Genomic DNA, 23,460 nt, shown 5'->3' with positions numbered 1-23,460 from the left:
GGTCCGAAAGGTCGCGGGCGCATTGTTTTCATATGCAAATTGCTGTGGGCGGCGCTCAGGCCCGGTCGACAAGCCGCCCGGCAAGGTCCGAGAGCGCATGGGCCCCGATCTGCGCCATGTTGGAGGTCATATCCTTGACCAGGATGTCATGCCAATGCGCAGGCCCCGCCTGACCCAGCGCGCCAAGCGCGTAATGCCAGGGCCGCCCCATCATCACGAAATCGGCCCCAAGCGCGAGGGCCCGCATCACGTCGAGCCCGCCGGTGATGCCGCTGTCGAAAAGGATCGGCAGGGGGGTGGCGGCGCGGATGGCGGGCAGAACCTCCAGGCTTGCGGGCGCGCCGTCGAACTGGCGGCCGGCATGGTTCGAGACCCAGACGGCATCGACGCCTGCGCCCTCTGCGCGTTCGGCGACATCGGCCTCCATCACGCCCTTGATCACCAGCTTGCCCTGCCAGCGGTCGCGGAGCGCTGCGACATACTCCCAATCGGGGGCGGCGCGCAAAAGATAGCCCACATGCGCGGTCGAGGGCAGGGGGCCGGTCTTGGTCTGGTCGGCATAGCTGTCCATCAGACGCATGCGCGGCATGCCGGTGGCCTGGATGCCGAGCGCCCAGGCCGGGCAAAGCGCCACTTGGGCCAGCAAGCGCGGCGTCAGGCGCGGGGGCTGCACCAGCCCGCCGCGCGTCTGGCGTTCGCGGCGCGAGGCGGCGGGCACATCCACGGTCAGCACAAGCGTATGAAACCCCGCCTCGCGGGCGCGGCGCAGCATGTCGTCGCGCATCTCGGGGGCGCGGGGGGGATACATCTGGAACCAGCCCTGGTCCCCGATCTCGGGTGCCAGATCCTCGGGCGTGCGGGTGGCCACGGTCGACAGCGTATAGGGAATGCCCGCACGCGCGGCATGGCGGGCCAGGAGTTTCTCCGCCTCGGGCCAGATCAGCCCCGACATGCCGAGCGGCGCGATCCCGAAAGGCGCGGCATAGCTGCGGCCCATCAGCGTCGTGGACAGGTCCGGCGTGATCTCGCCCCTCAGCGCCGCGGGGCGGAACAGAACGGCGTCCAGCGCCGCGCGGTTGCGGATCGTGCTCGTCTCGGCCCCGGTCGCGCTGTCGAGATATTCCCAGACGAAATGGGGAATGCGCCGCCGGGCGCGGGATTTGAGATCGGAAAGGGCGGGGTAGCGTGCATGCAGGTCCATGGCGCGCAAGACAGCCTGACGGCGCGGAATTGTCCAGACCCGGCGAAAGCCCTGGCAGCGTCGAAGGCAAGGCGCTCCTGCCCCTTCATCTTTCCCCAAATATGCATCGCGACGCCGCCCATGGGAGAAATCGGAACATTATAAGAACAAACCTTTAAACGCGCGGCACTTGGCTATATCGTCTGCCCATGAGCAGGTTCGATGATGACATGGGTGAGTCGGACGCCTTCGAGGCCGCCGCCCGCCCCGCTTCCGCAAGATCCCTGTCCGCGCAGGCGATGGCCGCGCGGCCCATGCCCTATCTGGACGGGCTGAACCCCGAACAGCGCGCCGCGGTCGAGGCTTTGGAGGGCCCGGTCCTGATGCTGGCGGGGGCGGGCACGGGCAAGACGCGGGCGCTGACCGCGCGGATCGCGCATCTGCTCCTGACCGGCACGGCGCGGCCCAACGAGATCCTCGCCGTCACCTTCACCAACAAGGCCGCGCGCGAGATGAAGATGCGGGTGGCGAGCCTGATGGGCCAGCCGGTGGAGGGGATGCCGTGGCTCGGCACCTTCCATGCGATCTGCGTGAAGCTGTTGCGCCGTCATGCGGAACTGGCGGGGCTGAAGTCGAATTTCACCATCCTCGACACCGATGACCAGGTGCGGCTGATGAAGCAGCTGATCCTGGCCGCCGAGATCGACGAGAAACGCTGGCCCGCGCGGCAATTGGCCGGGATCATCGATGGCTGGAAGAACCGCGCGCTGACCCCAGACAAGCTACCCGCGGCGGAGGCTGGCGCCTTCAACCATCGGGGGCCCGAGCTTTACGCCCAGTACCAGACCCGTCTGCGGGAGCTGAACGCCGTCGATTTCGGCGATCTGTTGTTGCACATGGTCACGATCTTTCAGGCCCACCCGGACCTGTTGGCGCAATATCAGCGCTGGTTCCGCTATATCCTGGTCGACGAATACCAGGACACGAACGTCGCCCAATACCTGTGGCTGAGGCTTTTGGCGCAGGAGCATTCCAATATCTGCGTGGTGGGCGACGACGACCAGTCGATCTACGGCTGGCGCGGGGCCGAGGTGGGCAACATCCTGCGCTTCGAAAAGGATTTTCCGGGCGCCAAGGTGGTGCGGCTGGAACAGAATTACCGCTCGACCGTGCATATCCTGGAAGCCGCGAACGGGGTCATCGCGCACAACCGCGAGCGTCTGGGCAAATCGCTGCGCAGCGTGGGCGAGGAGGGCGCGCGCGTGCGCCTGATCGGCCATTGGGACGGCGAGGAAGAGGCGCGCTGGGTCGGCGAAGAGATCGAGGCGATGGGGCGCGGCACGCGCGGCATGGACCCGGTCAGCCCCGACGGCATCGCGATCCTTGTCCGGGCCAGCCACCAGATGCGGGCCTTCGAGGATCGGTTCCTGACCATCGGCCTGCCCTATCGCGTGATCGGCGGCCCGCGCTTCTACGAGCGGCTCGAGATCCGCGATGCGATGGCCTATTTCCGGCTGGTGGTCAGCCCCGATGACGATCTGGCCTTTGAACGGGTGGTCAACACGCCCAAGCGGGGCCTCGGCGACAAGGCGCAGCAGGTGATCCAGCGCATGGCGCGATCCAATGGCGTGAGCCTGGTCGAGGGGGCTCGGCTGGCGGTCGAGACGGGGGCCATCGGCGGCAAGGGCGCGCGCGAATTGCGCGGCTTCGTCGACGGCTTGGCGCGCTGGCGGGGCCTGATGCTGGGGGGCTTGCGCGCGGTCGGGCCCGAGGCCGACGACGATCTCCTGATCGAGGAGGGCGCGGTTCAGGACCGGCTCAGCCATATCGAACTGGCCGAGATGATCCTTGACGAAAGCGGCTACACGGCGATGTGGCAAAACGACAAGACGCCCGAGGCGCCGGGGCGGCTCGAAAACCTCAAGGAATTGGTCAAGGCGCTCGAAGGGTTCGAGAACCTGCAAGGGTTTCTCGAGCATGTCTCGCTCATCATGGACAATGAAAGCGACGACCAGGAGGAAAAGGTCACGCTGATGACGCTCCATGCCGCCAAGGGGCTGGAATTTCCCGCCGTCTTCCTGCCGGGCTGGGAGGATGGGCTGTTTCCCAGCCAGCGCGCGATGGACGAAAGCGGCATCAAGGGATTGGAGGAGGAACGGCGGCTGGCCTATGTGGGCATCACGCGGGCAGAAGAGGTCTGCACCATCAGTTTCGCCAGCAACCGCCGCGTCTATGGCCAGTGGCAGAGCCAGATGGCGAGCCGGTTCGTCGATGAATTGCCCGCCGAACATGTCGAGGTTCTGACGCCTTCGGGGCTGCATGGTCACCAGAACATGTCCTCGAGCGCGAGCCCCGTGGCGGGCATGATGCAGGGCAGCGCGCTGCACGAGGCCGCCGCGCGGGCCGATGTCTACAATTCGCCCGGCTGGCGGCGCTTGCAGCAAAACCAGGCCCGGCCCGGATTGCGCCAACCTTCCGAGGCGCGGAACATGACCATCGATGCCGAAGCCATCAGCGTCTTTGCGCTGGGCGACCGGGTGTTCCACCAGAAATTCGGCTATGGCGCGGTCATCGGGATCGAGGGCGACAAGATGGAAGTGGCCTTTGACAAGGCGGGCGAGAAGAAGGTGGTGGCCAGCTATCTGGTCAGTGCCGATGCGGCCGATGACGTGCCTTTTTGAGCCTCAAAGCCCCAGCATCGGGTAAAGCGAGGCGACAAGCAAAAGCGCCATGGTGATGTTGAAGGCGCGCAGCCGTCCCGGCACGGCGAGCCAACGCCTTAGCCCCATGCCCGCTGCCGCCCAGACCGCGACGGAGGGCAGGTTCACCAGCGCAAAGACCAGCGGCACGAAGAGCGCGCCGAGCCATCCGGCATCCTCGGGCGCATATTGCGTCTGGGCATAGATGCCCATGTACCAGGCTTTGGGGTTCACCCATTGAAAGCCTGCCGCCTGCAAAAAGCTGAAGGGCCGTCCCGTCGCGCGGGCGGCATCGGGGGCGGCGGCATTGGCGATTTTCCACGCGAGCCACAGAAGATAGGCGGCGCAGGCCGCCATGAGCGTGGGCCGAAGCCATGGCAAAAGCTCGAACAATCGCAACAGGCCCAGGCCGATCAGCGCGACCATCAGCGCATGGCCCATGGAAATGCCCAGCATGTGCGGGATCGTGCGCTTGAGGCCGAAATTCGCGCCCGAGGCCAGGAGCATGATGTTGTTCGGCCCCGGCGTGATCGAGGAGGCGAAGGCAAAGAGGATCAGGGCAAGGGTCAGGTCGAGGCTCATGGCCGCCAGATTGCGCGCGACCCGATGCAATGAAACCGCTATTCGTGAGAAAAATCACGTTACGGTGCAATGAATGACCGAAATCGACGAGAAAGATCGACAGATATTGCGCATCCTGACGCGCGAGGGGCGGATCAGCAACCTGGAGCTGGCCGAGCGCGTGGCGCTGAGCCCTTCGGCCTGTTCGCGCCGGGTGCAGGCGCTGGAGGCGGCGGGTGTCATCGCGGGCTACCGGGCGGTCCTGTCGGCCGAACGGATCGGGGTGGGGTTCACCGCCTATCTGACCGTCGGTCTGTCCGAACATACCAAGCGGGTTCAGGAGGCATTCGAGCGCGCGATGCGCGCCGCGCCGGAGGTTCGGGAATGCCACAACATCACGGGGGCGGTGGAATACCTGCTGAGGGTCGAGGTGACGGACCTGCGCGCCTACAAGCGGTTTCACACCGATATCCTTGGCGCGCTGCCACAGGTGGCGACGATCACGACCTATGTGGTCATGGGATCGCCCAAGGATGATCGCGGCTGAGGAAGGGTGTGGCGGCGGACCACAAGGGAGGAGGAGAGGTCCGCCGCCGGGTCTCAGCGCCAAGGGAGGAGGAGGCGCCGAACCGGGATGCAAAGCGCCTGTGCGCGCCTTGCGGAACATGTGGCGACGGACCCCAAGGGAGGAGGAGAGGTCCGTCGCCGGGTCTCAGCGCCAAGGGAGGAGGAGGCGCCGATCCGGGGTGCAAGGCGCGTGCCTTGCGGAATACGTGGCGGCGGGGTCAAGGGAGGAGGAGAACCCCACCGCCGGTCGTCACGGTCCCCAAGGGAGGAGGAAGGAACCGATCCGCTGGTCCGTTGCCGGACCGGGTATTTGCGAACCCACCCAAGGGAGGAGGGGATGGATCCGCGCGGGGGGCGACCTAAAGGGAGGAGGAGGGTCGCCGCGCCGTTTCGTGCCGGGCTTTTGGCCCGTTCAAGTCTTGTGCCGGGTCTCAGCCCTGCTTGCCGTAGGCCGCTTCCAGCGCGATCGCCCGCAGCATGGAGGGGTTCAGGCCCAGGTCGTTGAGTTCGCGCAGCGACAGCCCTTGCAATTCACGCAGCGTCTGCCGATAGATGCGGTGCGCGCGCCATGCGTCGGCCAGGTCCTTGCGGATGTCCGCGATACGGTCGCCCAGGCCAAGTGCGGCGGTGGTACGGTTGCTCGATACATATGCCATGTCGTTTCACTTTCTTCGGTCATCGGGGCCGCGCCGGATTGCGCTAACATCGTTCCCCGTGAGGCGCGTTTGTGTTCGCCTCTGTTGAAACCGAAGATAAGCGAATGCTGCGACTGCACAATGGCCGATGCTTCAATGCTGCTTTGCAGCGGACGCATGGCTGGAGATGACGTTGCGTAAGCCGCATCTTGACAAGAGGATGCTTGCGGGAGGGGCCTTTTCGAACCCGCAGTTCCGCCTGTTTTTCCTTGGCATCTTCTTTGCGGTGCAGGCGATCTGGGTGCAGCGGGTGACGCTGGGCTGGTTGGCCTGGGAGCGGACGGGATCGGCGGGATTCGTGGGATTGGTCGCGGGTTTGAGCCTTGCGCCGACATTGATCCTTGGACCGCTGTTCGGGGTGATGGCGGATCGGGTCGACATCCGGCGGGCCTCTTTGTCCACCAATGGGTCCATGGCGGCGGTCCTGGCGGCGCTGGCGCTGGCCTTGCCCTGGACGGGGCCTGTCGCGCTGGTTCTGGCGGCGCTGGCGATCGGGGTGATTTCCTCGGCGCATCATCCGGTGCGGATGTCGCTGGGGCCACGGCTGGTGCCGGCCGACATGGTCCAGCATGTCGTGAGCATCACGGCGCTCAATTTCAACCTGGCCCGGCTGATCGCCCCGGTGATCGCGGGCTGGGTGATCGCCACGGCGGGGGCGGAGGTCGCGCTGTGGGTTTCGGTCGCGTGCTACATGCCGATGCTGATCGTCCTGCCGCGCCTGAGCCCGCGCGCGCTGCCGCCGCGGCCCAGGGCCTCGATCCTGTCGGACCTGCTGGACGGGCTGCGCTATGCGCTGACCGCGCCGCTGGTGCGCAATGCGCTTTTGTTGACGCTGGCCTTTGCCATGGTGGTGCGCGGCGCGCTGGAGGTTTTGCCGGTTCTGGCTGACGGGGCATTCGGCCGGGGGGCTGCGGGATTGGGCATGCTGACGGCGGCGGCGGGGGCTGGCGCGATTTCGTCGGCCTTTCTGAAGGCGGTGGGATTGGGCGCGTTCGGCGCAAGGATCGCGCCCGCCGTCCTGTGGGCCGCGATGGCGGGGCAGGGGGCCGTGGTGGCGATGGGTCTTGCGCCCGTCTGGCCCATGGCGCTGGCCGCGACCGTGGTGGCGGGCTTTTGTTCTACATGGGTGGGCGTCAGCATGCAGGCCGCGATCCAGACCGATCTGCCCGATGGCTACCGGGGGCGGGTGATGAGCCTGTGGATCGTGATGGGATTTGGCAGTGTCGCGCTCGGGGCCTTTGCGGTCGGGGGGCTGGCGGAATGGATCGGCATCTCGGCGGCGCTGGTCGCGGGCGGTCTGGCCGGGGCCGTGGCGCAGGGCGCGATCATTCTGGGGATGCAGAGGCGGGGCTGAGCGCTTATGTCTGCGGCAAACACGGCAGGAGGCATGACATGACCCAGACCCGCGACACGATCCTTGAGGCGCTCCGCGGATTGACGCTGCCCGATGGCGGCGACGTGGTGAGCCGCGACATGGTGCGCGCGCTCAAAGTCGAGGGTGGGCGCATCAGTTTCGTGCTGGAGGCCGAAAGCCCCGAACAGGCAGGCAAGATGGAGCCGGTGCGGCTGGCCTGCGAGGGGATGTTGCGCAAGCTGCCCGGCGTGGAGCAGGTGAGCGTCGCGCTGACCGCGCATGGCCCCGCGCCCAAGGCCCCGCCTGCGCCGAGCCTGAAATTCGGCGGCCATCCGACGCCGCAGGCAGGCCCGATGAAACCCGCCAGCGTCAAGCGGATCATCGCCATCGGGTCGGGCAAGGGCGGCGTGGGGAAATCCACCGTCTCGTCCAACCTGGCCGTCGCGCTGGCGCGGCAGGGCAAGAAGGTGGGGCTTCTGGATGCCGATATCTACGGGCCCAGCCAACCGCGCATGATGGGCGTGAACAAGCGCCCTGCATCGCCCGACGGCAAGACGATCATCCCGCTTCAGGGGCATGGCGTGACGCTGATGTCCATCGGGTTCATGCTGGCCGAGGACAAGGCCGTGGTCTGGCGGGGGCCGATGCTGATGGGCGCCTTGCAGCAGATGCTGACGCAGGTGGAATGGGGCGATCTGGACGTGCTGTTGGTCGACCTGCCGCCGGGGACGGGCGATGTGGCGATGACGCTCTGCCAGAAATCCGAGGTGACGGGCGCGATCGTGGTCTCGACCCCGCAGGATGTGGCGCTTCTGGATGCGCGCAAGGCGCTGAACATGTTCGAGCTGTTGAAGACGCCGGTTCTGGGCCTGATCGAGAACATGGGCGTCTATTGCTGCCCCAAGTGCGGGCATGAGGCGCATATTTTCGGGCAGGGGGGCGTGAAGGCCGAGGCCGACAAGCTGGGCCTGCCCTATCTGGGATCGCTTCCCATCGACCTGGAAACCCGGGTGGCGGGCGATGCAGGCGTGCCTATCGCGGCGGGCGACAGCCCCATGGCCGAAGCCTATGCGGCGCTGGCGCGGCGCTTCATCGAGGGCGGCATCGTCTGATCCCGGGCGCGCGGCGGGGGGTGATTCGCCCAGTAACCGCCGCGATCCGCCCCATCAGGGTCCGGTTTCGGACCCGGTCTCCAGCTTTTCGGGAATTTTTTGGGCTTTTGTCCCATGCCCGCCCATGGCGGCCCAAGCCTCAATATCTTGGGCTTTCCTTAGCTTTTGCCACAACAGGTGGAAGGATTCAGGAGCTTTTGGCCCCCAGATGATGTTTTGGGGCAGGCTGAAATCCCACATCTTGGGAGTCTTTCCCAAAAAAAGGGTTTGCGTGGGAAATTGTCCCGTGGCATCTATTGTCCATCGGCAGACGAGATAAACGACGGGCCGCAACGGCCTGAACCAAAAACAAAAAACGGCAGGTTCATACAGGCATCTCCAACGCTGAAAAAAGAGATCCGGCGCGCAAGCGAGCAGACATCCCCCCAGGTGGCCTGCGCAGTCGGACACCCAGAGATGGGACGAGAGCGGCGGATCGGGCAGTGGCAGCTTGCTCGATCCGCCGTTTCCGTTCCGGCGGCCAGACTAAGGCCGGAATGAGGCAGCATAAGGGCAACGTCCCGTGGAACGCGAGTTCACCGGCATCAGCCGGAACAAGGTGGATGGAAAGGGTCGGGTGTCTATCCCGGCCAAGTTCCGTCGCGTCTTGCAGAACTGCGATGCCGAATATGCGCCGGGCGATCCGCTCAAGATGCACATCACCTTTGGCGACCCGACGAAAAAGCATCTCGAATGCTGGTCGGCGGACAGTTACGCGCGGCTGATGGGCAAGATTTCCCGGATGAAATCGGGCACCGATGCGCAGCGCATCATGGTCTATTACTACAAGTCCATGTCCGACACCGTCACGCTGGACGAGACCGGGCGCCTGGTCCTGTCGCCCGAGCTGCGCGACAAGATCGACCTGTCCGAAGAAGCGGTCTTTGAGGGGCATGGCGAGAAATTCCACATCCTGAACCCCGCCCAGGCCGATGCGCAGGCCGATGCCTTTGCCGCGATCCTCAAGGATCTGGCGCAGGGGGCTGCGCATTTCGATGCGTTGTCGCTGTTGCCTGACGACGATCCGGTCGGCGCGGAATGACGGGCGCGGAGCGGCAGACCCAAGGCGCGCCGCATGTCCCGGTCCTGTTGCGCGCGCTGCTGGAGACGGTGGCCCCGGTCACGGGTGTCTGGGTCGATGGCACCTTCGGGGCGGGTGGCTATTCGCGCGGATTGCTCGAGGCGGGGGCGGACCGGGTGATCGGGATCGACCGCGATCCCCTGGCATTCGAACTGGCGGCACCCTGGATCGGGGAATATGGCGACCGCTTGCGATTGGTGGCGGGCACGTTTTCCGATCTCGACCGGCTGGCCGGTGAGCCGCTTGACGGTGTGGCGCTGGATCTGGGGGTGTCCTCGATGCAGCTTGACCGGGCGGAGCGGGGGTTTTCCTTCATGAAGGACGGGCCGCTCGACATGCGGATGGGCCAAGCCGGGCCATCCGCCGAGGATCTGGTGAACGACGCCCCCGAGGCGCTGATCGCCGATATCCTGTTCCACTATGGCGAGGAACGCGCGGCGCGGCGCATTGCAAAGGCCATCGTGGCCGAGCGCGCCAAGGGGCGGATCGCCACCACGCTGCATCTGGCGCGGATCGTGGAGGGGTGCCTGCCGCGCAAGAAACCCGGGCAGAGCCATCCGGCGACGCGCGCCTTTCAGGCGATCCGCATCGCGGTGAACGATGAATTCCGGCAATTGGCCGAAGGGCTGGATGCCGCCGAACGCGCGCTCAAGCCCGGGGGCAAGCTGGCGGTCGTGACCTTTCATTCGCTCGAGGACCGGGTGGTGAAACGCTACCTGGCCGACCGCGCGAGCGAGGGCGGCGGCGGGTCGCGTCATGCGCCGATGGAACGGGCGCGGGTGCCGACATTCTTGCTCACGCCGAAAAAGGCCATCGCGCCGGACGAGGCGGAACTGGCCCTGAACCCGCGCGCGCGCTCGGCGCGGTTGCGGGTGGCGACCCGGACCGAGGCGCCCGCAGCCCCGGTGGACCGCTCGGTCCTTGGCCTGCCGCAACTGACGGAGGTGTTGTGATGCGCGGTCTGTCCACGTTGGTGTTTCTTCTGGGGGTCGTGGCCTTGGGCTATTGGGCCTATCACCAGACGATCCTGACCCAGCAGGCCGAGCGCCGGGTCGAGCAATTGCAGCGCGACATCGGGGACGCGCGCGAAAGGCTTGCGATCTTGCGGGCGGAATGGGCCTATCTCAACCGGCCCGACCGGCTGCGCGAGCTGGCGGATTTCAATTTCGAGCGATTGCAGCTGTTGCCATTGGCCCCCGAGCAATTCGGGCGCGCCCATCAGATCCCCTATCCCTTGCCGCCCGAACCCGAGGAATTGCTTTTGGAAAATGCCTCCGGTCCCGAGGGCGGCCCCGAAGGAGAATTGGTGCCATGAGCCTGCGCACGCCGCTACGCCCGCTGGCCCGTGTTCTTGATGCCCGCGCCAAGGGCGAGAACCCCGACGCCATCGAACGCGAGAACCTGCGCCTGCGCCACGAGGCGGGCCGCGACAAGCTGCGCCAGAGGGCGGAGAGCCGGTTGCTGCTGATGTCCCTCGTCTTCTTGTTGGCCTTCGGGGCAGTGGGGGCGCGGATGGCTGCGCTGGCCACGACCGAGGCGGAAGAGCCGCGCGTGGCCAGTTCGGGCGCCGTGATCCACACCACGCGGGCCGATATCGTGGACCGGCAGGGCCGGGTTCTGGCGACGAATTTCGCCACCAATGCGCTTTACGCCCATCCCCATGAAATCGTGGATGCCCGTGCCGCCGCCGATGGTCTGGCCGAGATCTTTCCCGAGATGGATGCCGATACGCTGCACCAACGCTTCACCTCGGAGCGGCGGTTCCTGTGGCTGCGGCGTTACCTGTCGCCCGAGCAGGAACAGGCGGTGCATGATCTGGGGGAGCCGGGCCTGTTGTTCGGTCCGCGCGAGATGCGGCTTTATCCCAACGGGGCGATTGCGGCCCATGTGCTGGGCGGTGCCGGTTTCGGGCAGGAAGCCGTGAATGCCGCCGAGGTGATCGGCATCGCGGGCGTCGAGGCGCAATTCGACGCGGCCCTGCGCGATCCCGGCCAGACCGGGCCCTTGATGCTGGCGCTCGACCTGACGGTGCAGGCCACCGTCGAGGAGGTTCTGGCAGGCGGCATGGCGCTTTTGAATGCGCAGGGCGCATCTGCGGTGATGATGGATGCCCATACCGGCGAGATCGTGGCGCTGGCGAGCCTGCCCGATTTCGACCCCAACAACCGCCCCCGCCCCGCGCTGGAGGGCGATCCGGCCGACAGCCCGCTCTTCAACCGGGCGGTGCAAGGCGTCTACGAGCTGGGATCGGTGTTCAAGGCTTTCACCGTGGCGCAGGGGCTGGAGCTGGGCCTGTTCCATCCCGGCGACATGATCGACACGCGCGGCCCGTTGCGCATGGCGGGGTTCAGCATCCGCGATTACCGCAGCCATGGGCCGTCGCAATCGGTGCATGACGTGTTCATCCATTCCTCGAACATCGGCACGGCGCGCATGGCGCAGGTGATCGGTGCGGAACGCCAGCGCGCCTTCCTCGAGCAGTTGGGCTTGCTTGTGCCGGCCCCTGTCGAGGTGATCGAGGCCGCCAATGCCCGCCCGCTCTTGCCGCCGCGTTGGGGTGATCTGGCGACGATGACGGTGTCCTATGGCCACGGGATTTCCACGTCGCCCGTGAGCCTTGCCGCCGCCTATGCCTCTCTCGTCAATGGCGGGACATTGGTGCGCCCGACGTTGTTGCGGCAAGATGCGCCGCAGCAGGGCGAACGGGTCATCTCGGAAGAGACCAGCGCGGCCCTGCGCGCCATGATGCGTGCCGTCGTGACCGAGGGCACGGCGAGTTTCGGCGAGGTCGCGGGTTATGCCGTGGGGGGCAAGACCGGCACCGCCGACATGCCGCGCCCGACGGGGGGCTATTACGAGGACCGCAACCTCGTGACCTTTGCCGCCGCCTTTCCGATGCATGATCCCCGCTACGTGCTGATCACCACCTTGCAGGAACCGGTCGAGACATCGGGGTCGGAACCGCGCCGCACGGCGGGCTGGACCGCCGTTCCGGTCGCCGCCGAGATCATCCGCCGCACCGCCCCCCTGATGGGGTTGCGGCCGGAGATTGAACCCGGCGCCATCGATGCGCTATCCAGCGCATCGAGATGAGCGCATCGCCGGGGCGATGGGCCGGGGGAATGGCATGGCGCAGAAGACACGGAGCTTGTCCGACCTTGGCCTGACGGCGCGGACGGGCGGCGATGTTGCGGTGACGGGCGTGGCGCTCGACAGCCGCAAAGTGGAACAGGGCGCATTGTTCGCGGCGCTTCCCGGCACGCGGGTGCATGGGGCGGAATTCATCCCCGCCGTTCTCAAGATGGGTGCCGGCGCGATCCTGACCGACCGGGCAGGGGCCGAGATGGCCAGGGCCGCGATGGCCGGATCGCAGGCGGCGTTGGTCGTGGTCGAAGATGCCCGCGCGGCGCTTGCCCATGCCAGCGCCCTTTGGTTCGGCGCGCAGCCCGATACGATCGTGGCCGTCACGGGCACCAACGGCAAGACGAGCGTGGCCAGTTTTACCCGCCAGATCTGGGCGGCGCTGGGCCATGAGGCGGTGAATGTCGGCACCACCGGGGTGGAGGGTGCCTTTGCCGCGCCGGGGCTGCATACGACGCCCGATCCGCTGACGCTGCACCGGGTGCTGGCCGATATGGCGGCGGCGGGCGTGAGCCATGTGGCGATGGAGGCCTCCTCGCACGGGTTGGACCAGCGCCGGATGGAAGCGGTGCGGCTGGCGGCGGCGGGCTTTACCAACCTGACGCAGGACCATCTGGATTATCACGGCGATATGGAAAGCTATTTCCAGGCCAAGCTGCGGCTGTTCACCGAGCTTTTGCCCGAAGACGGCGTGGCGGTCGTGAACCTTGACGACAGCTATGGCCCGCGCGTCCGCGACGCCTGTGCCGCGCGCGAGATCGAGGTGATCGGTGTCGCGCAATATGCCGAGGAAGCGGGGCTCAAGATCACGGGGCGCAGGCTCGACGAGACGGGGCAGGATGTGCTGTTCCGCTGGCAGGGGCAGCCGGTGCAGACGCGTCTGCCGCTGATCGGGGCGTTTCAGGCGATGAACGTCCTGACCGCCGCGGGGCTTGTCATCGCGGCGGGCGAGCAACCCGAGGCGGTCTTTGCCGTCCTGCCGCGTCTGACGGGCGTGCGCGGGCGGATGCAGATGGCTGGTCGCCGCGCCAATGGCGCGCCGGTTTTCGTCGATTACGCCCATACGCCCGATGCGCTGGAGACCGCGCTCAAGGCGTTGCGGCCGCATGTGATGGGGCGGCTGATCGTCGTTTTCGGCGCGGGCGGGGACCGGGACCGGGGCAAGAGGCCGCTCATGGGGCAGGCCGCGTCGGAGCACGCGGATATCGTTTTTGTGACAGACGACAACCCAAGATCCGAGGTTCCGGCGGCGATCCGTGCAGAAATTCTGCAAGCCTGCCCGGAGGCGATCGAGGTCGGCGACAGGGCCGAAGCCATCTTGCGCGGGGTCGATGCGCTGGAACCGGGCGATGCGCTGTTGATCGCGGGCAAGGGGCACGAGACCGGACAGATCGTGGGCGACGTGGTCTATCCCTTCGACGATGTGGAACAGGCGAGCGTCGCGGTCGCCGCTTTGGAGGGTCGCGCATGACGGCGCTTTGGACGGCGGCGGAGGCTGCGGCGGCAACGGACGGGCGCATCGCGGGCGATTGGTCGGTGACCGGCATCTCGATCGACAGCCGCAGCGTGGCGGCGGGCGATCTGTTCGTGGCGCTGTCGGCGGCGCGGGACGGGCATGATTTCGTCGCCGATGCGCTGGCGCGGGGGGCCGTTGCGGCGCTGGTGTCGCGTGTCCCCGAGGGCGTGGACCCGGCGCGCTGCCTGATTGTCGGCGACGTGATGGAGGGGTTGCGCGCGCTTGGGGCAGCGGGCCGGGCGCGCACGCAGGCCCGCGTGATCGCGGTGACGGGGTCTGTCGGCAAGACCACGGTCAAGGAAATGCTTCGCGCCGCCCTGTCGGCGCAGGGGCGCACCCATGCGGCGGAGGCCAGTTTCAACAACCATTGGGGCGTGCCGATCACTCTGGCGCGGATGCCCGCCGATACGGAATTCGCGGTGATCGAGATCGGCATGAACCATCCCGGCGAGATCGCGCCGCTGGCCCGTTTGGCGCGGCCCCATGTGGCGGTGGTGACGACCGTGGCCCCCGCCCATCTGGAGGCTTTCGGCGTGATCGAAGGCATCGCTCATGAAAAGGCCGCCATCTACGAAGGGTTGGAGCCGGGCGGCATCGCGCTGGCCCATGCCGATGTGGGCACTGCCGAGATCCTGTTCGACAAGGCACGGGCCTGTGCCGACCGATTGATCCGCTTCGGGGTGGGCAAGGGCGTCGAGGCGCGACTGATCGAGGCGCAGGTGGCCGAGGCCGCGACCGTGATCCGGGCAGAGATCCTTGGCACCGAGCGCCTGGTCAAGATCGGCGCGCCGGGGCGGCATTACGCGATGAATGCGCTGATCGCCCTGACGGCTGCAGAAGCCGCCGGCGCGGATGCGACGCAAGCGGCCCTGGCGCTGGCCGGTTGGACCCCCTTCGAGGGGCGCGGCACGCGCGAGCGCCTGATGCTGAGTGCGGCCGATGATCTGGAGATCGAGTTGATCGACGATGCGTTCAACGCCAATCCGGCCTCGGTCGCCGCATCGCTCGAGATGCTGGCCGCGGCCTTGCCGCAGGGGCAGGGGCGGCGCATCGCGGTTCTGGGCGACATGCTGGAACTGGGGCCGACGGGTCCAGCGCTGCATGCGGCCATCGCCGACAATCCCGCGCTGGCCCAGATCGCCGCGATCCACACCGTCGGCCCCTTGATGGAACATCTGCACAAGGCCCTGCCGGGGCGCGTGCGGGGCCGGCATGTCGAGACCGCCGAGGAGATGGCAGCCGCCCTGCCGCAAAAGCTGCGGCGCGGGGATGTGTTGCTGATAAAGGGCAGCAAGGGGATCAAGGTCAGCCGCGTGGTTGACGCCCTGCGCAAACTTGGGCAAGCGACAGTGGATCAGGGAAAAGGACCCCGCTAGATGTTGTATTGGCTCAGCGCGCTGTCGGATGGCGGGGATGTCTTCAACCTGTTTCGCTACATCACCTTTCGCGCGGGCGCGGCCTTTTTCACCGCGCTGATCTTTGGCTTCATCTTCGGGCGGCCCCTGATCAACGCGCTGCGCCGCAAATACGCGCAAGGTCAACCGATCCGGGAGGATGGCCCGGCCCATCACATCGCGACCAAGGCGGGCACGCCGACCATGGGCGGTTTGCTGATCCTTGCCGCGCTGACGCTGTCGACGCTCCTGTGGGCGCGGCTCGACAATGTCTATGTCTGGATCGTTCTTGGCACGACGGTCGCCTTTGGTCTTGTCGGTTTCGCCGATGATTGGGCCAAGGTGAGCCGCCAGACGAGCAAGGGCGTATCGGGCCGGGTGCGGCTGATGATCGGCTTCGGCATCGCCGCCGTTGCGGCGAGCATTGCCGTCTGGGCCCATCCCCCGGAATTGTCCGCGCAGCTGGCCGTGCCGGTCTTCAAGGACGTGCTGTTCAACATGGGCTGGCTGTTCATCCCCTTTGCCATGGTCGTGATCGTGGGATCGGCCAATGCGGTGAACCTGACCGATGGTCTGGACGGGCTGGCGATCATGCCGGTGATGATCGCGGCGGGCACGCTGGGCGTGATCGCCTATGCCGTGGGCCGGGTCGATTTCACCGAGTATCTCGATGTGCATTACGTGCCGGGCACGGGGGAATTGCTGGTGTTCGTTGCGGGCCTGATCGGTGGGGGCCTGGGCTTCTTGTGGTACAATGCGCCGCCCGCCGCCGTGTTCATGGGCGATACGGGATCGCTGGCGCTGGGGGGCGCGCTGGGCGCGATCGCGGTGTCGACCAAGCACGAGATCGTGCTGGCCATCGTGGGCGGGCTTTTCGTGGCCGAGGCCGTCAGCGTGATCGTGCAGGTCGGCTATTTCAAGGCGACGGGCAAGCGCGTCTTCCTGATGGCGCCGATCCACCATCATTTCGAGAAGAAGGGCTGGGCCGAACCGCAGGTGGTGATCCGGTTCTGGATCATTTCGTTGATCCTTGCGCTGATCGGGCTTGCCACCTTGAAGCTGCGGTGATGGGACGACCCGAGAAACCGACCGCGCTGGTCACGGGCGGCAATCGCGGCATCGGGCGTGCCATCGCGGCGGGGCTGGTGGCGCGCGGGCATCGCGTGGTGATCGGGGTGCGCGATCTCGAAGCCGGCCGTGCGGTCGCCGAGGAGATCGGCGCGCAGGCCTTTCGCATGGATGTGGCCCGGATCGAGAGCCTTGCCGCCGCCGTCGACAAGATCGGCGGCGTCGATGTCCTGGTGAACAATGCGGGCGTGTTGATCGACACGAGCATGCTGGAGGATTCGGGCGGGTTCCACATGTCGCTCGACGTGATGTTGCGCGGCCCCTACGAGCTGATCCGGGCCTGCGCGCCGCATATGGGCGCACGCGGCTGGGGCCGCATCGTCAATGTTTCCTCCGAATGGGGCAGTTTCGCGCAAGGCCTCGAAGGGCCGGGGGCCTATGGCGTGGCCAAGGCCGGGCTGAATGCCCTGACCAAGGCGTTGGTGCGCGACCTGCCCCAGGGCGTGAAGATCAACGCGGTCGATCCGGGCTGGGTCAGGACGCGAATGGGCGGAGAGGCTGCGACCCGGAGCCCCGAGAAAGGGGCGGAGACGGCGATCTGGCTGGCCGATCTGCCCGAGGACGGGCCGACGGGGCGGTTTTTCCGCGACGGGCTGCCGGTGCGCTGGTAGGGGCCATACCCCGGCGGCGCGAGGGTCGGTTGGGTGTCGGCCATGCATATTTTTGGAAAGATGAAGGGCATGGAGCGGTTTTTCGTGCTGTCGGGCTGTTCGGGCGGGGGCAAGTCGACGCTGATCGCGGCCTTGGCGGGCCGGGGGCATGCGACAATGGCCGAGCCGGGGCGGCGGGTCCTCAGCGCCGGTGGACCCAAGCCGTGGGAGGATATGGCGGGATTCCTGCGGGCCTGTCTGGCGCTGGCGGCCGAGGATCATGCGCGGGCGCTGTCCCTGGAGGGGCCGGTGATCTTCGACCGGTCCGCCATCGATGCGCTTTCGGGGCTTGCGGGTTTGGGCGAGGTCGTGGCGGCACCGGGGCTGCGCTATGCGAGCCCGGTCTTTCTGGCGCCGCCCTGGCCCGAGCTCTTCGCAAGCGATCCCGAGCGGCGGCACGGGTTCGAGGCGGCTGTCGCGGAATACGAGCGGCTCTTGGGGGCCTTTCCTGCGGCGGGATATGCGGTAGAGATCATGCCCAAGGCTTCGGTGGCCGAGCGCGTGGCCTGGATCGAGTCGCGGATCGGGCCGCCAGCGGGGGCGCAACGGGGGTGAGAGCATGATACCGGTTCAGGGGTTCGACGGGCAGCGGGTGGCGGTTCTGGGTCTGGGGCGGTCGGGGCTTGCGACGGCGCGCGCGCTCCGGGCGGGCGGGGCCGAGGCCCTGTGCTGGGACGATGGCGCGGCGGCGCGGGAGGTGGCCGCCGGCGAAGGGTTCGTCGTGCAGGACCCCTGCGCCGAGGGCGCGCTCGAAGGGGTGGCGGCGCTGATCACCTCGCCCGGTATCCCGCATCTCTACCCCAAGCCGCATCGCGCCATCGCCGCTGCCTGGGCAGCGGGCGTGCCGGTCGACAATGACGTGGGCCTGTTCTTTCGTTCGCTGGCGCTGAGCGATTGGGGCGATCTGGACGAGCCGCCCAAGGTCGTGGCCGTGACCGGCTCGAACGGGAAATCCACGACCTCGGCGCTTATCGCGCATGTGCTGGAGGCTGCAGGCCGTCCCGTGCAATTGGCGGGCAATATCGGGCGCGGCGTGCTCGACATCGACCCGCCGGGCGAGGGAGGGGTCGTGGTGCTGGAACTGTCCTCCTACCAGATCGATCTGGCCCGGGCGCTGACCCCCGATATCGCGGTTTTCACCAATCTCTCGCCCGATCACCTGGACCGGCATGGCGGGATGGGCGGTTATTTCGCGGCCAAGGCGCGGCTCTTCACCATGGGCGGGCCCGACCGGGCCGTGATCGGCGTCGACGAGGACGAGGGGCGCTACCTGGCCAACCAATTGGCCGAGGGGCCGGGCGACATGCGGTTGATCCGGGTCTCTGCGCAGAAGATCGCGGGGCCGGGCTGGGATCTCGTGGCGCGCAAGGGCTGGCTTTCGGAGATGCGCAAGGGGCGGCAGGTGGCGTCGATCGACCTGCGGCAGGTCGCGGGCCTGCCCGGCGCGCACAACCATCAGAACGCGGCTTGCGCCTATGGCGTAGCGCGTGCGCTGGGCCTGTCCCCCAAGGAGATCGAGGCGGGCTTCCACAGTTTCGAGGGGCTACCCCATCGCAGCCAGCGGGTGGCCGAGATCAACGGTGTCTCCTTCGTCAATGACAGCAAGGCCACCAATGTGGATGCCGCCGTCAAGGCGCTGGGCGCTTTCACGCGCATCCGCTGGATCTGTGGCGGGCTGGAGAAGGAGGGGGGGATGTCGGCGCTTGCCCCGGCGGCGGGCGGGGTGGTGAAGGCCTATGTGATCGGGCGCGAGGCGGCGGCTTTCGCGCTGCATCTGGGCGATGTGCCCCACGAGGTCTGCGGCGACATGGCCACAGCCGTGGCGCGCGCGGCGGCCGAGGCGGAGCCGGGCGATACGGTGCTGCTTGCCCCCGCCGCGGCGAGTTTCGATCAATACGACAGTTTCGAGCATCGTGGGCGCGATTTCATGGAGCAGGTCGCGCGGCTGCAAGGCTAGAGCATGCCCTGCAGGCTTTGACATTGGCCAAGCGTCGCAAACGGCATAGCATGGTCCCGTTCGGTAACGAGGGCCCCATGATCAGTCACATCACGCTTGGAACGAATGATACCGCCCGCGCGGCGTTGTTCTACGACGCGGTTCTGGGCATTCTTGGCTGCGCCCGTGTCCCAAAACCCGAGGGCAAGCCGCCGGCCTATGAAAAGCCCGGCATGCCGACGATCTACCTCTATCCACCCGCCGATGGCCGTCCCGCGACATGGGGGAACGGCACCCATATTGCCTTTGTCGCGCCAAGCCGCGTGGCGGTGGAGCAGTTCCATGCCGCCGCATTGCGACTGGGCGGCACGTGCGAGGGCAAGCCGGGTCCAAGGCCGCAGTATGGCGCGCATTATTACGCGGCTTATGTGCGCGATCCCGACGGGAACAAGTTGCAGGCCGTGTATTACGAGGCGACCTGACCCGACCCTGTAGGCCAGCCCTGACGCGCGAGGATCGGCGCGGCGGGGTCAAGCGAAAGGCTGGCCTCGGCGGCGGTTTCGGGTTAGGCTGTGGCCCATGACCCGGAAAACCGGGCGATCCGAGGCAGGCAACGACAAGATACGGGCGGGCAGTCCCCATGACGGAAATCGCGCATGGCACGGTGATCGTGCAATCGGGCGAGGCGGTTCTTCCACGCTGGTGGCGGACGGTCGACCGGATGACGATCTTTTGCGTGCTGACGCTGTTTGCCATCGGCATCCTTTTGGGATTCGCCGCATCCACGCCGCTTGCCGAACGCAACGGGCTCGATCCGTTCCATTATGTCATCCGGCAGGCGGCCTTCGGGGCCATGGGCCTGTCGGCGATGATCTTTGTCTCGATGTTGGGGCCGGTCACGATTCGGCGCCTGGGCGTTCTGGGCTTTTTCGGCGCGACGCTGGCGCTCGCCATGCTGCCGGCATTCGGCACGGATTTCGGGCAAGGGGCCGTCAGGTGGTATTCGCTGGGCTTTGCCTCGGTGCAGCCGGCGGAATTCCTCAAACCCGTTTTCGTCATCTTCACTGCCTGGATGGTCGCGGCAAGCCAGGAGATCGCGGGACCGCCGGGCAAGTCCGTGTCGCTTTTCGCCATGGTGGTGATCGTGGGCTTTCTGGTCATGCAGCCCGATTTCGGGCAGGCCGCGCTGATCATCTTTGCCTGGTCGGTGATCTATTTCGTGGCCGGTGCGCCGATGACGATCCTGTTTGGTCTCGTTGGGCTGGTGGCTCTGGGCGGGGTCTTTGCCTACAACAATTCCGAGCACGTGGCGCGTCGCATCGACGGATTCCTGTCGGCCGAGATCGACCCCAATACCCAGATCGCCTATGCCGCCGATGCGATCCGCAACGGCGGGGTGTTCGGTGCGGGTCTGGGCGAGGGGACGGTGCGCTGGACACTGCCCGATGCGCATACCGATTTCATCATCGCGGTCGCGGCCGAGGAATATGGCGTGGTGCTCGTGTTCCTGATCATCGCGCTGTTCGCCACGATCACGCTGCGCTCGTTTTTCCGGCTGATGCGCGAGCGGGACCCTTTCATCCGGCTGGCGGGCACGGGGCTGGCGAGCCTTCTGGCCTTGCAGGCCTTCATCAATCTGGGCGTGGCGGCGCGCATCCTGCCTGCCAAGGGGATGACGCTGCCCTTTGTCAGCTATGGCGGGTCCTCGGTCATCGCGACGGGGGTTGCGGTGGGCATGCTCCTGGCCTTCACGCGGCTCAGGCCGCAGGGCGAGATCGGCGACATCTTGCTGTCGCGGCACAGGTAGGCCCGGCATGACCCCCGCCAATCCCCATCTGATCATCGCGGCCGGTGGCACCGGGGGGCACATGTTCCCCGCCCAGGCCCTGTCCGAGGTGATGATCCGCCGCGGCTGGCGCGTCACGCTGACGACCGATGCGCGTGGCGCACGCTATACCGACGGCTATTCCCACGCGGTCGAGGTGCGGCAGGTGGCATCGGCCACATTCGCCCGCGGCGGGGTGGTGGCGAAACTGGCCGCGCCCTTCCGGATCATCGGCGGGATCGTGGCCGCAACGCTCAAGATGTGGCGCGAGCGGCCCGACGTGGTGGTGGGGTTCGGCGGCTATCCGACGATCCCCGCGCTGGCCGCGGCCTGGATCACGCGCACGCCGTGCATGATCCATGAACAAAACGGGGTTCTGGGGCGGGTGAACCGCCTCTTCGCGCGGCGGGTCGACGTGGTGGCCTGCGGGACATGGCCCACCGAATTGCCCACGGGCATCGAGGGGGTGCAGACCGGCAACCCGGTCCGCGCCGCCGTTCTGGAACGGGCGGGCGCGCCCTACATGCCGCCCGGCGACTGGCCGATGAGCCTGTTGGTCTTTGGTGGCAGCCAGGGCGCCCGCATTCTTGCCGATACCGTGCCTGCGGCTGTCGCGCTGTTGCCCGAGGGTTTGCGCGGGCAGTTGCGCATCGCCCAACAGGCCCGCCCCGAGGATCACGAGCGCGTCGCGGGGGCCTATGCGGCACTCGGCGTGCGCGCCGAGATCGAGCCGTTCTTTCGCGACATGCCGCGCCGCCTGTCCGAGGCGCAGCTGGTCATCAGCCGGGCCGGGGCGTCGTCCGTCGCCGATATCTCGGTCATCGGCAGGCCCGCGATCCTGATCCCCTATGCCGCCGCGACCGCAGATCACCAGAGCGCCAATGCGCGCGGCCTGGTCGAGGCGAATGGCGCCGTGCTGATCCCCGAATCCCGTCTGACGCCCGAGACGCTGGCGCAGGCGATCCAAACCATTCTCACCCAACCCGACGCCGCCGATACGATGGCGCGGGGGGCCCTGTCGGTCGGCGTTCCCGATGCCGCGACACGGCTTGCCGCGCTGGTCGAGGAACTGGCGCGGAAAGGAGCCTCATGAACGCCGCCGCCGTCACCAAATTGCCCACCCAGCTGGGCGCGATCCATTTCGTCGGCATCGGCGGGATCGGCATGTCGGGCATTGCCGAGGTGCTGCTCAACCATGGCTACCAGGTGCAGGGCTCCGATCTGAAGGCCAGCAAGATCACGGATCGGCTGGCCGATCTGGGCGCGCGGATCTTCATCGGGCAAAAGGCCGAGAACCTCGAGAATGCCGAGGTCGTGGTGATCTCCTCGGCGATCAAGACCGGCAATCCGGAGCTTGATGCCGCCCGTGCGCGGGGACTGCCGGTGGTGCGCCGCGCCGAGATGCTGGCCGAGTTGATGCGCCTGCGCTCGAACATCGCGGTGGCGGGCACGCATGGCAAGACGACCACGACGACGCTGGTGGCGACGCTTCTCGATGCGGGGGGCGTCGATCCGACCGTGATCAATGGCGGTGTGATCCATGCCTATGGCTCGAACGCGCGGGTGGGGCAGGGCGACTGGATGGTGGTGGAGGCCGACGAGAGCGACGGCACCTTCAACCGTCTGCCCGCGACCATTGCCATCGTCACGAACATCGACCCCGAGCACATGGAACATTGGGGCACGATCGAGAACCTGCGGCAGGGGTTCACCGATTTCGTGTCGAACATTCCTTTCTACGGGATCGCGGTCTGCTGCACCGATCACCCCGAGGTCCGCGCGCTGGTGGGCCGCGTCACGGACCGGCGGATCGTGACCTTCGGCTTCAATGCGCAGGCCGATGTGCGGGCGATCAACCTGACCTACAAGGCGGGTGTCGCGCATTTCGACATCGCGCTGCAGGCCGAGGGGCAGGTGATCGAGGGTTGCACGCTTCCGATGCCGGGCGATCACAACGTGTCGAACGCGCTGGCCGCCGTGGCCGTGGCCCGCCATCTGGGGATGAAGGGTGCCGAGATCCGCGCCGCGCTCGCGGGCTTCAAGGGCGTCAACCGCCGCTTCACCAAGGTGGGCGAGGTCGGCGGCGTGACGATCATCGACGATTACGGCCATCACCCGGTGGAAATCGCCGCCGTCTTGCGCGCGGCGCGTCAGGCCATCGGGACCGAGGGTGGCGGGCGCGTGATCGCCGTCCATCAGCCGCATCGCTATTCGCGGCTGTCGAGCCTGTTCGAGGATTTCTGCGGCTGTTTCAACGACGCCGACGTGGTCGCCATCGCCGAAGTCTATGCCGCGGGCGAGGCCCCGATCCCCGGCGCAAGCCGCGATGATCTGGTGGCCGGGTTGATCCGGCACGGTCACAGGCATGCGCGCGCCATCCTGTCGGAGGATGATCTTGAACGGCTGGTGCGCGAACAGGCCCGGCCGGGGGACATGGTGGTCTGCCTTGGCGCGGGCACGATTTCGGCATGGGCGCATGGATTGCCCGCACGCTTGAAGGATCTGGACACGCAAGCCGCTGCCGGGTGATGGTGGTGGCCGGGATGGAGGATGAACGGACCATGACGAGCTTGCCCAAGAGG

At 67.1% G+C, this 23,460-nt stretch carries 22 protein-coding genes; 18 read left to right on the top strand and 4 right to left on the bottom strand.

The window, feature by feature from the left end; translation table 11 throughout:
* Positions 1-55: 55 nt before the first annotated feature.
* The gene (locus AABA51_RS10780) at positions 56-1,201 is read right to left on the bottom strand and encodes an alpha-hydroxy acid oxidase (RefSeq protein ID WP_338271841.1); all 1,146 of its coding nucleotides are present in this window, start codon (positions 1,199-1,201) and stop codon (positions 56-58) included.
* A 188-nt stretch (positions 1,202-1,389) separates the two neighbouring features.
* Here AABA51_RS10780 and AABA51_RS10775 point away from each other — a divergent pair, with 188 nt between their 5' ends.
* A complete protein-coding gene (locus AABA51_RS10775) occupies positions 1,390-3,861 on the top strand; it encodes an ATP-dependent helicase (protein WP_338271840.1) in 2,472 nt (823 codons plus the stop codon).
* A gap of 3 nt (positions 3,862-3,864) precedes the next feature.
* Here AABA51_RS10775 and AABA51_RS10770 read toward each other — a convergent pair whose 3' ends face one another.
* Positions 3,865-4,461, bottom strand: coding sequence for a LysE family translocator (locus AABA51_RS10770; RefSeq protein WP_338271839.1), 597 nt, complete (start codon positions 4,459-4,461; stop codon positions 3,865-3,867).
* A 73-nt stretch (positions 4,462-4,534) separates the two neighbouring features.
* On the opposite strand from AABA51_RS10770, the gene AABA51_RS10765 reads away from it, so the two are divergent.
* Positions 4,535-4,987, top strand: coding sequence for an Lrp/AsnC family transcriptional regulator (locus AABA51_RS10765; protein WP_338271838.1), 453 nt, complete (start codon positions 4,535-4,537; stop codon positions 4,985-4,987).
* A gap of 451 nt (positions 4,988-5,438) precedes the next feature.
* On the opposite strand, the gene AABA51_RS10760 is transcribed toward AABA51_RS10765, so the two are convergent.
* A complete protein-coding gene (locus AABA51_RS10760; protein ID WP_338271837.1) occupies positions 5,439-5,663 on the bottom strand; it encodes a DUF1127 domain-containing protein in 225 nt (74 codons plus the stop codon).
* 166 nt (positions 5,664-5,829) lie between these two features.
* Here AABA51_RS10760 and AABA51_RS10755 point away from each other — a divergent pair, with 166 nt between their 5' ends.
* Both AABA51_RS10755 and AABA51_RS10750 read left to right on the top strand, forming a co-directional pair.
* On the top strand, positions 5,830-7,056 hold the full coding sequence (locus AABA51_RS10755; protein ID WP_338271835.1) for an MFS transporter: 1,227 nt from the start codon (positions 5,830-5,832) through the stop codon (positions 7,054-7,056).
* Between the two features lie 38 nt (positions 7,057-7,094).
* A complete protein-coding gene (locus AABA51_RS10750; RefSeq protein ID WP_338271834.1) occupies positions 7,095-8,168 on the top strand; it encodes an Mrp/NBP35 family ATP-binding protein in 1,074 nt (357 codons plus the stop codon).
* Positions 8,169-8,222: 54 nt separating this feature from the next.
* Here the strand turns inward: AABA51_RS10750 and AABA51_RS10745 are convergent, their stop codons facing one another.
* On the bottom strand, positions 8,223-8,408 hold the full coding sequence (locus AABA51_RS10745) for a hypothetical protein (protein WP_338271833.1): 186 nt from the start codon (positions 8,406-8,408) through the stop codon (positions 8,223-8,225).
* A 322-nt stretch (positions 8,409-8,730) separates the two neighbouring features.
* Here AABA51_RS10745 and AABA51_RS10740 point away from each other — a divergent pair, with 322 nt between their 5' ends.
* From AABA51_RS10740 to murC, 14 genes are all read left to right on the top strand, one after another.
* Positions 8,731-9,249 carry a division/cell wall cluster transcriptional repressor MraZ gene (locus tag AABA51_RS10740; protein WP_338271831.1) on the top strand — a complete coding sequence of 173 codons (519 nt, stop codon included), beginning with the start codon at positions 8,731-8,733 and terminating at the stop codon, positions 9,247-9,249.
* Complete coding sequence (gene rsmH / locus AABA51_RS10735) at positions 9,246-10,241, top strand: 16S rRNA (cytosine(1402)-N(4))-methyltransferase RsmH (protein ID WP_338271830.1); 996 nt, start codon at positions 9,246-9,248, stop codon at positions 10,239-10,241. The genes AABA51_RS10740 and rsmH overlap by 4 nt, the downstream gene beginning before the upstream one ends.
* On the top strand, positions 10,241-10,603 hold the full coding sequence (gene ftsL, locus AABA51_RS10730) for a cell division protein FtsL (RefSeq protein ID WP_338271829.1): 363 nt from the start codon (positions 10,241-10,243) through the stop codon (positions 10,601-10,603). Before rsmH ends, ftsL begins: the two co-directional genes overlap by 1 nt.
* The gene (locus AABA51_RS10725) at positions 10,600-12,381 is read left to right on the top strand and encodes a peptidoglycan D,D-transpeptidase FtsI family protein (RefSeq protein ID WP_338271827.1); all 1,782 of its coding nucleotides are present in this window, start codon (positions 10,600-10,602) and stop codon (positions 12,379-12,381) included. The genes ftsL and AABA51_RS10725 overlap by 4 nt, the downstream gene beginning before the upstream one ends.
* Before the next feature lie 34 nt (positions 12,382-12,415).
* Positions 12,416-13,900, top strand: coding sequence for a UDP-N-acetylmuramoyl-L-alanyl-D-glutamate--2,6-diaminopimelate ligase (locus AABA51_RS10720; protein ID WP_338271826.1), 1,485 nt, complete (start codon positions 12,416-12,418; stop codon positions 13,898-13,900).
* Positions 13,897-15,321, top strand: a complete 1,425-nt coding sequence (locus AABA51_RS10715) for a UDP-N-acetylmuramoyl-tripeptide--D-alanyl-D-alanine ligase (RefSeq protein ID WP_338271825.1) — start codon at positions 13,897-13,899, stop codon at positions 15,319-15,321. Before AABA51_RS10720 ends, AABA51_RS10715 begins: the two co-directional genes overlap by 4 nt.
* Positions 15,322-16,407, top strand: coding sequence for a phospho-N-acetylmuramoyl-pentapeptide-transferase (gene mraY, locus AABA51_RS10710; RefSeq protein WP_338271824.1), 1,086 nt, complete (start codon positions 15,322-15,324; stop codon positions 16,405-16,407). It abuts the gene before it with no gap.
* Positions 16,407-17,078, top strand: a complete 672-nt coding sequence (locus AABA51_RS10705; RefSeq protein WP_338271823.1) for an SDR family NAD(P)-dependent oxidoreductase — start codon at positions 16,407-16,409, stop codon at positions 17,076-17,078. The genes mraY and AABA51_RS10705 overlap by 1 nt, the downstream gene beginning before the upstream one ends.
* Before the next feature lie 42 nt (positions 17,079-17,120).
* Entirely contained in the window at positions 17,121-17,672 is a 552-nt protein-coding gene (locus tag AABA51_RS10700) for an AAA family ATPase (protein ID WP_338271822.1), read from the top strand.
* A 4-nt stretch (positions 17,673-17,676) separates the two neighbouring features.
* The gene (gene murD / locus AABA51_RS10695) at positions 17,677-19,074 is read left to right on the top strand and encodes a UDP-N-acetylmuramoyl-L-alanine--D-glutamate ligase (RefSeq protein ID WP_338271821.1); all 1,398 of its coding nucleotides are present in this window, start codon (positions 17,677-17,679) and stop codon (positions 19,072-19,074) included.
* Between the two features lie 77 nt (positions 19,075-19,151).
* Positions 19,152-19,535 (top strand): VOC family protein, encoded by a 384-nt coding sequence (locus AABA51_RS10690; protein ID WP_338271820.1) that lies wholly within the window; start codon positions 19,152-19,154, stop codon positions 19,533-19,535.
* Between the two features lie 158 nt (positions 19,536-19,693).
* Entirely contained in the window at positions 19,694-20,860 is a 1,167-nt protein-coding gene (locus AABA51_RS10685; protein WP_338271819.1) for a peptidoglycan glycosyltransferase FtsW, read from the top strand.
* A gap of 7 nt (positions 20,861-20,867) precedes the next feature.
* Entirely contained in the window at positions 20,868-21,971 is a 1,104-nt protein-coding gene (locus tag AABA51_RS10680; protein ID WP_338271816.1) for a UDP-N-acetylglucosamine--N-acetylmuramyl-(pentapeptide) pyrophosphoryl-undecaprenol N-acetylglucosamine transferase, read from the top strand.
* Positions 21,968-23,407 carry a UDP-N-acetylmuramate--L-alanine ligase gene (murC, locus tag AABA51_RS10675; protein WP_338271815.1) on the top strand — a complete coding sequence of 480 codons (1,440 nt, stop codon included), beginning with the start codon at positions 21,968-21,970 and terminating at the stop codon, positions 23,405-23,407. Before AABA51_RS10680 ends, murC begins: the two co-directional genes overlap by 4 nt.
* Positions 23,408-23,460: the final 53 nt, after the last annotated feature.

Origin of the sequence: Roseicyclus marinus, assembly GCF_036322625.1 — a bacterium.
Lineage (GTDB): Bacteria > Pseudomonadota > Alphaproteobacteria > Rhodobacterales > Rhodobacteraceae > Roseicyclus > Roseicyclus marinus_A.
The sequence above is the reverse complement of the archived record's forward strand: the minus strand, read 5'-3'. Positions and strand labels throughout refer to the sequence as shown.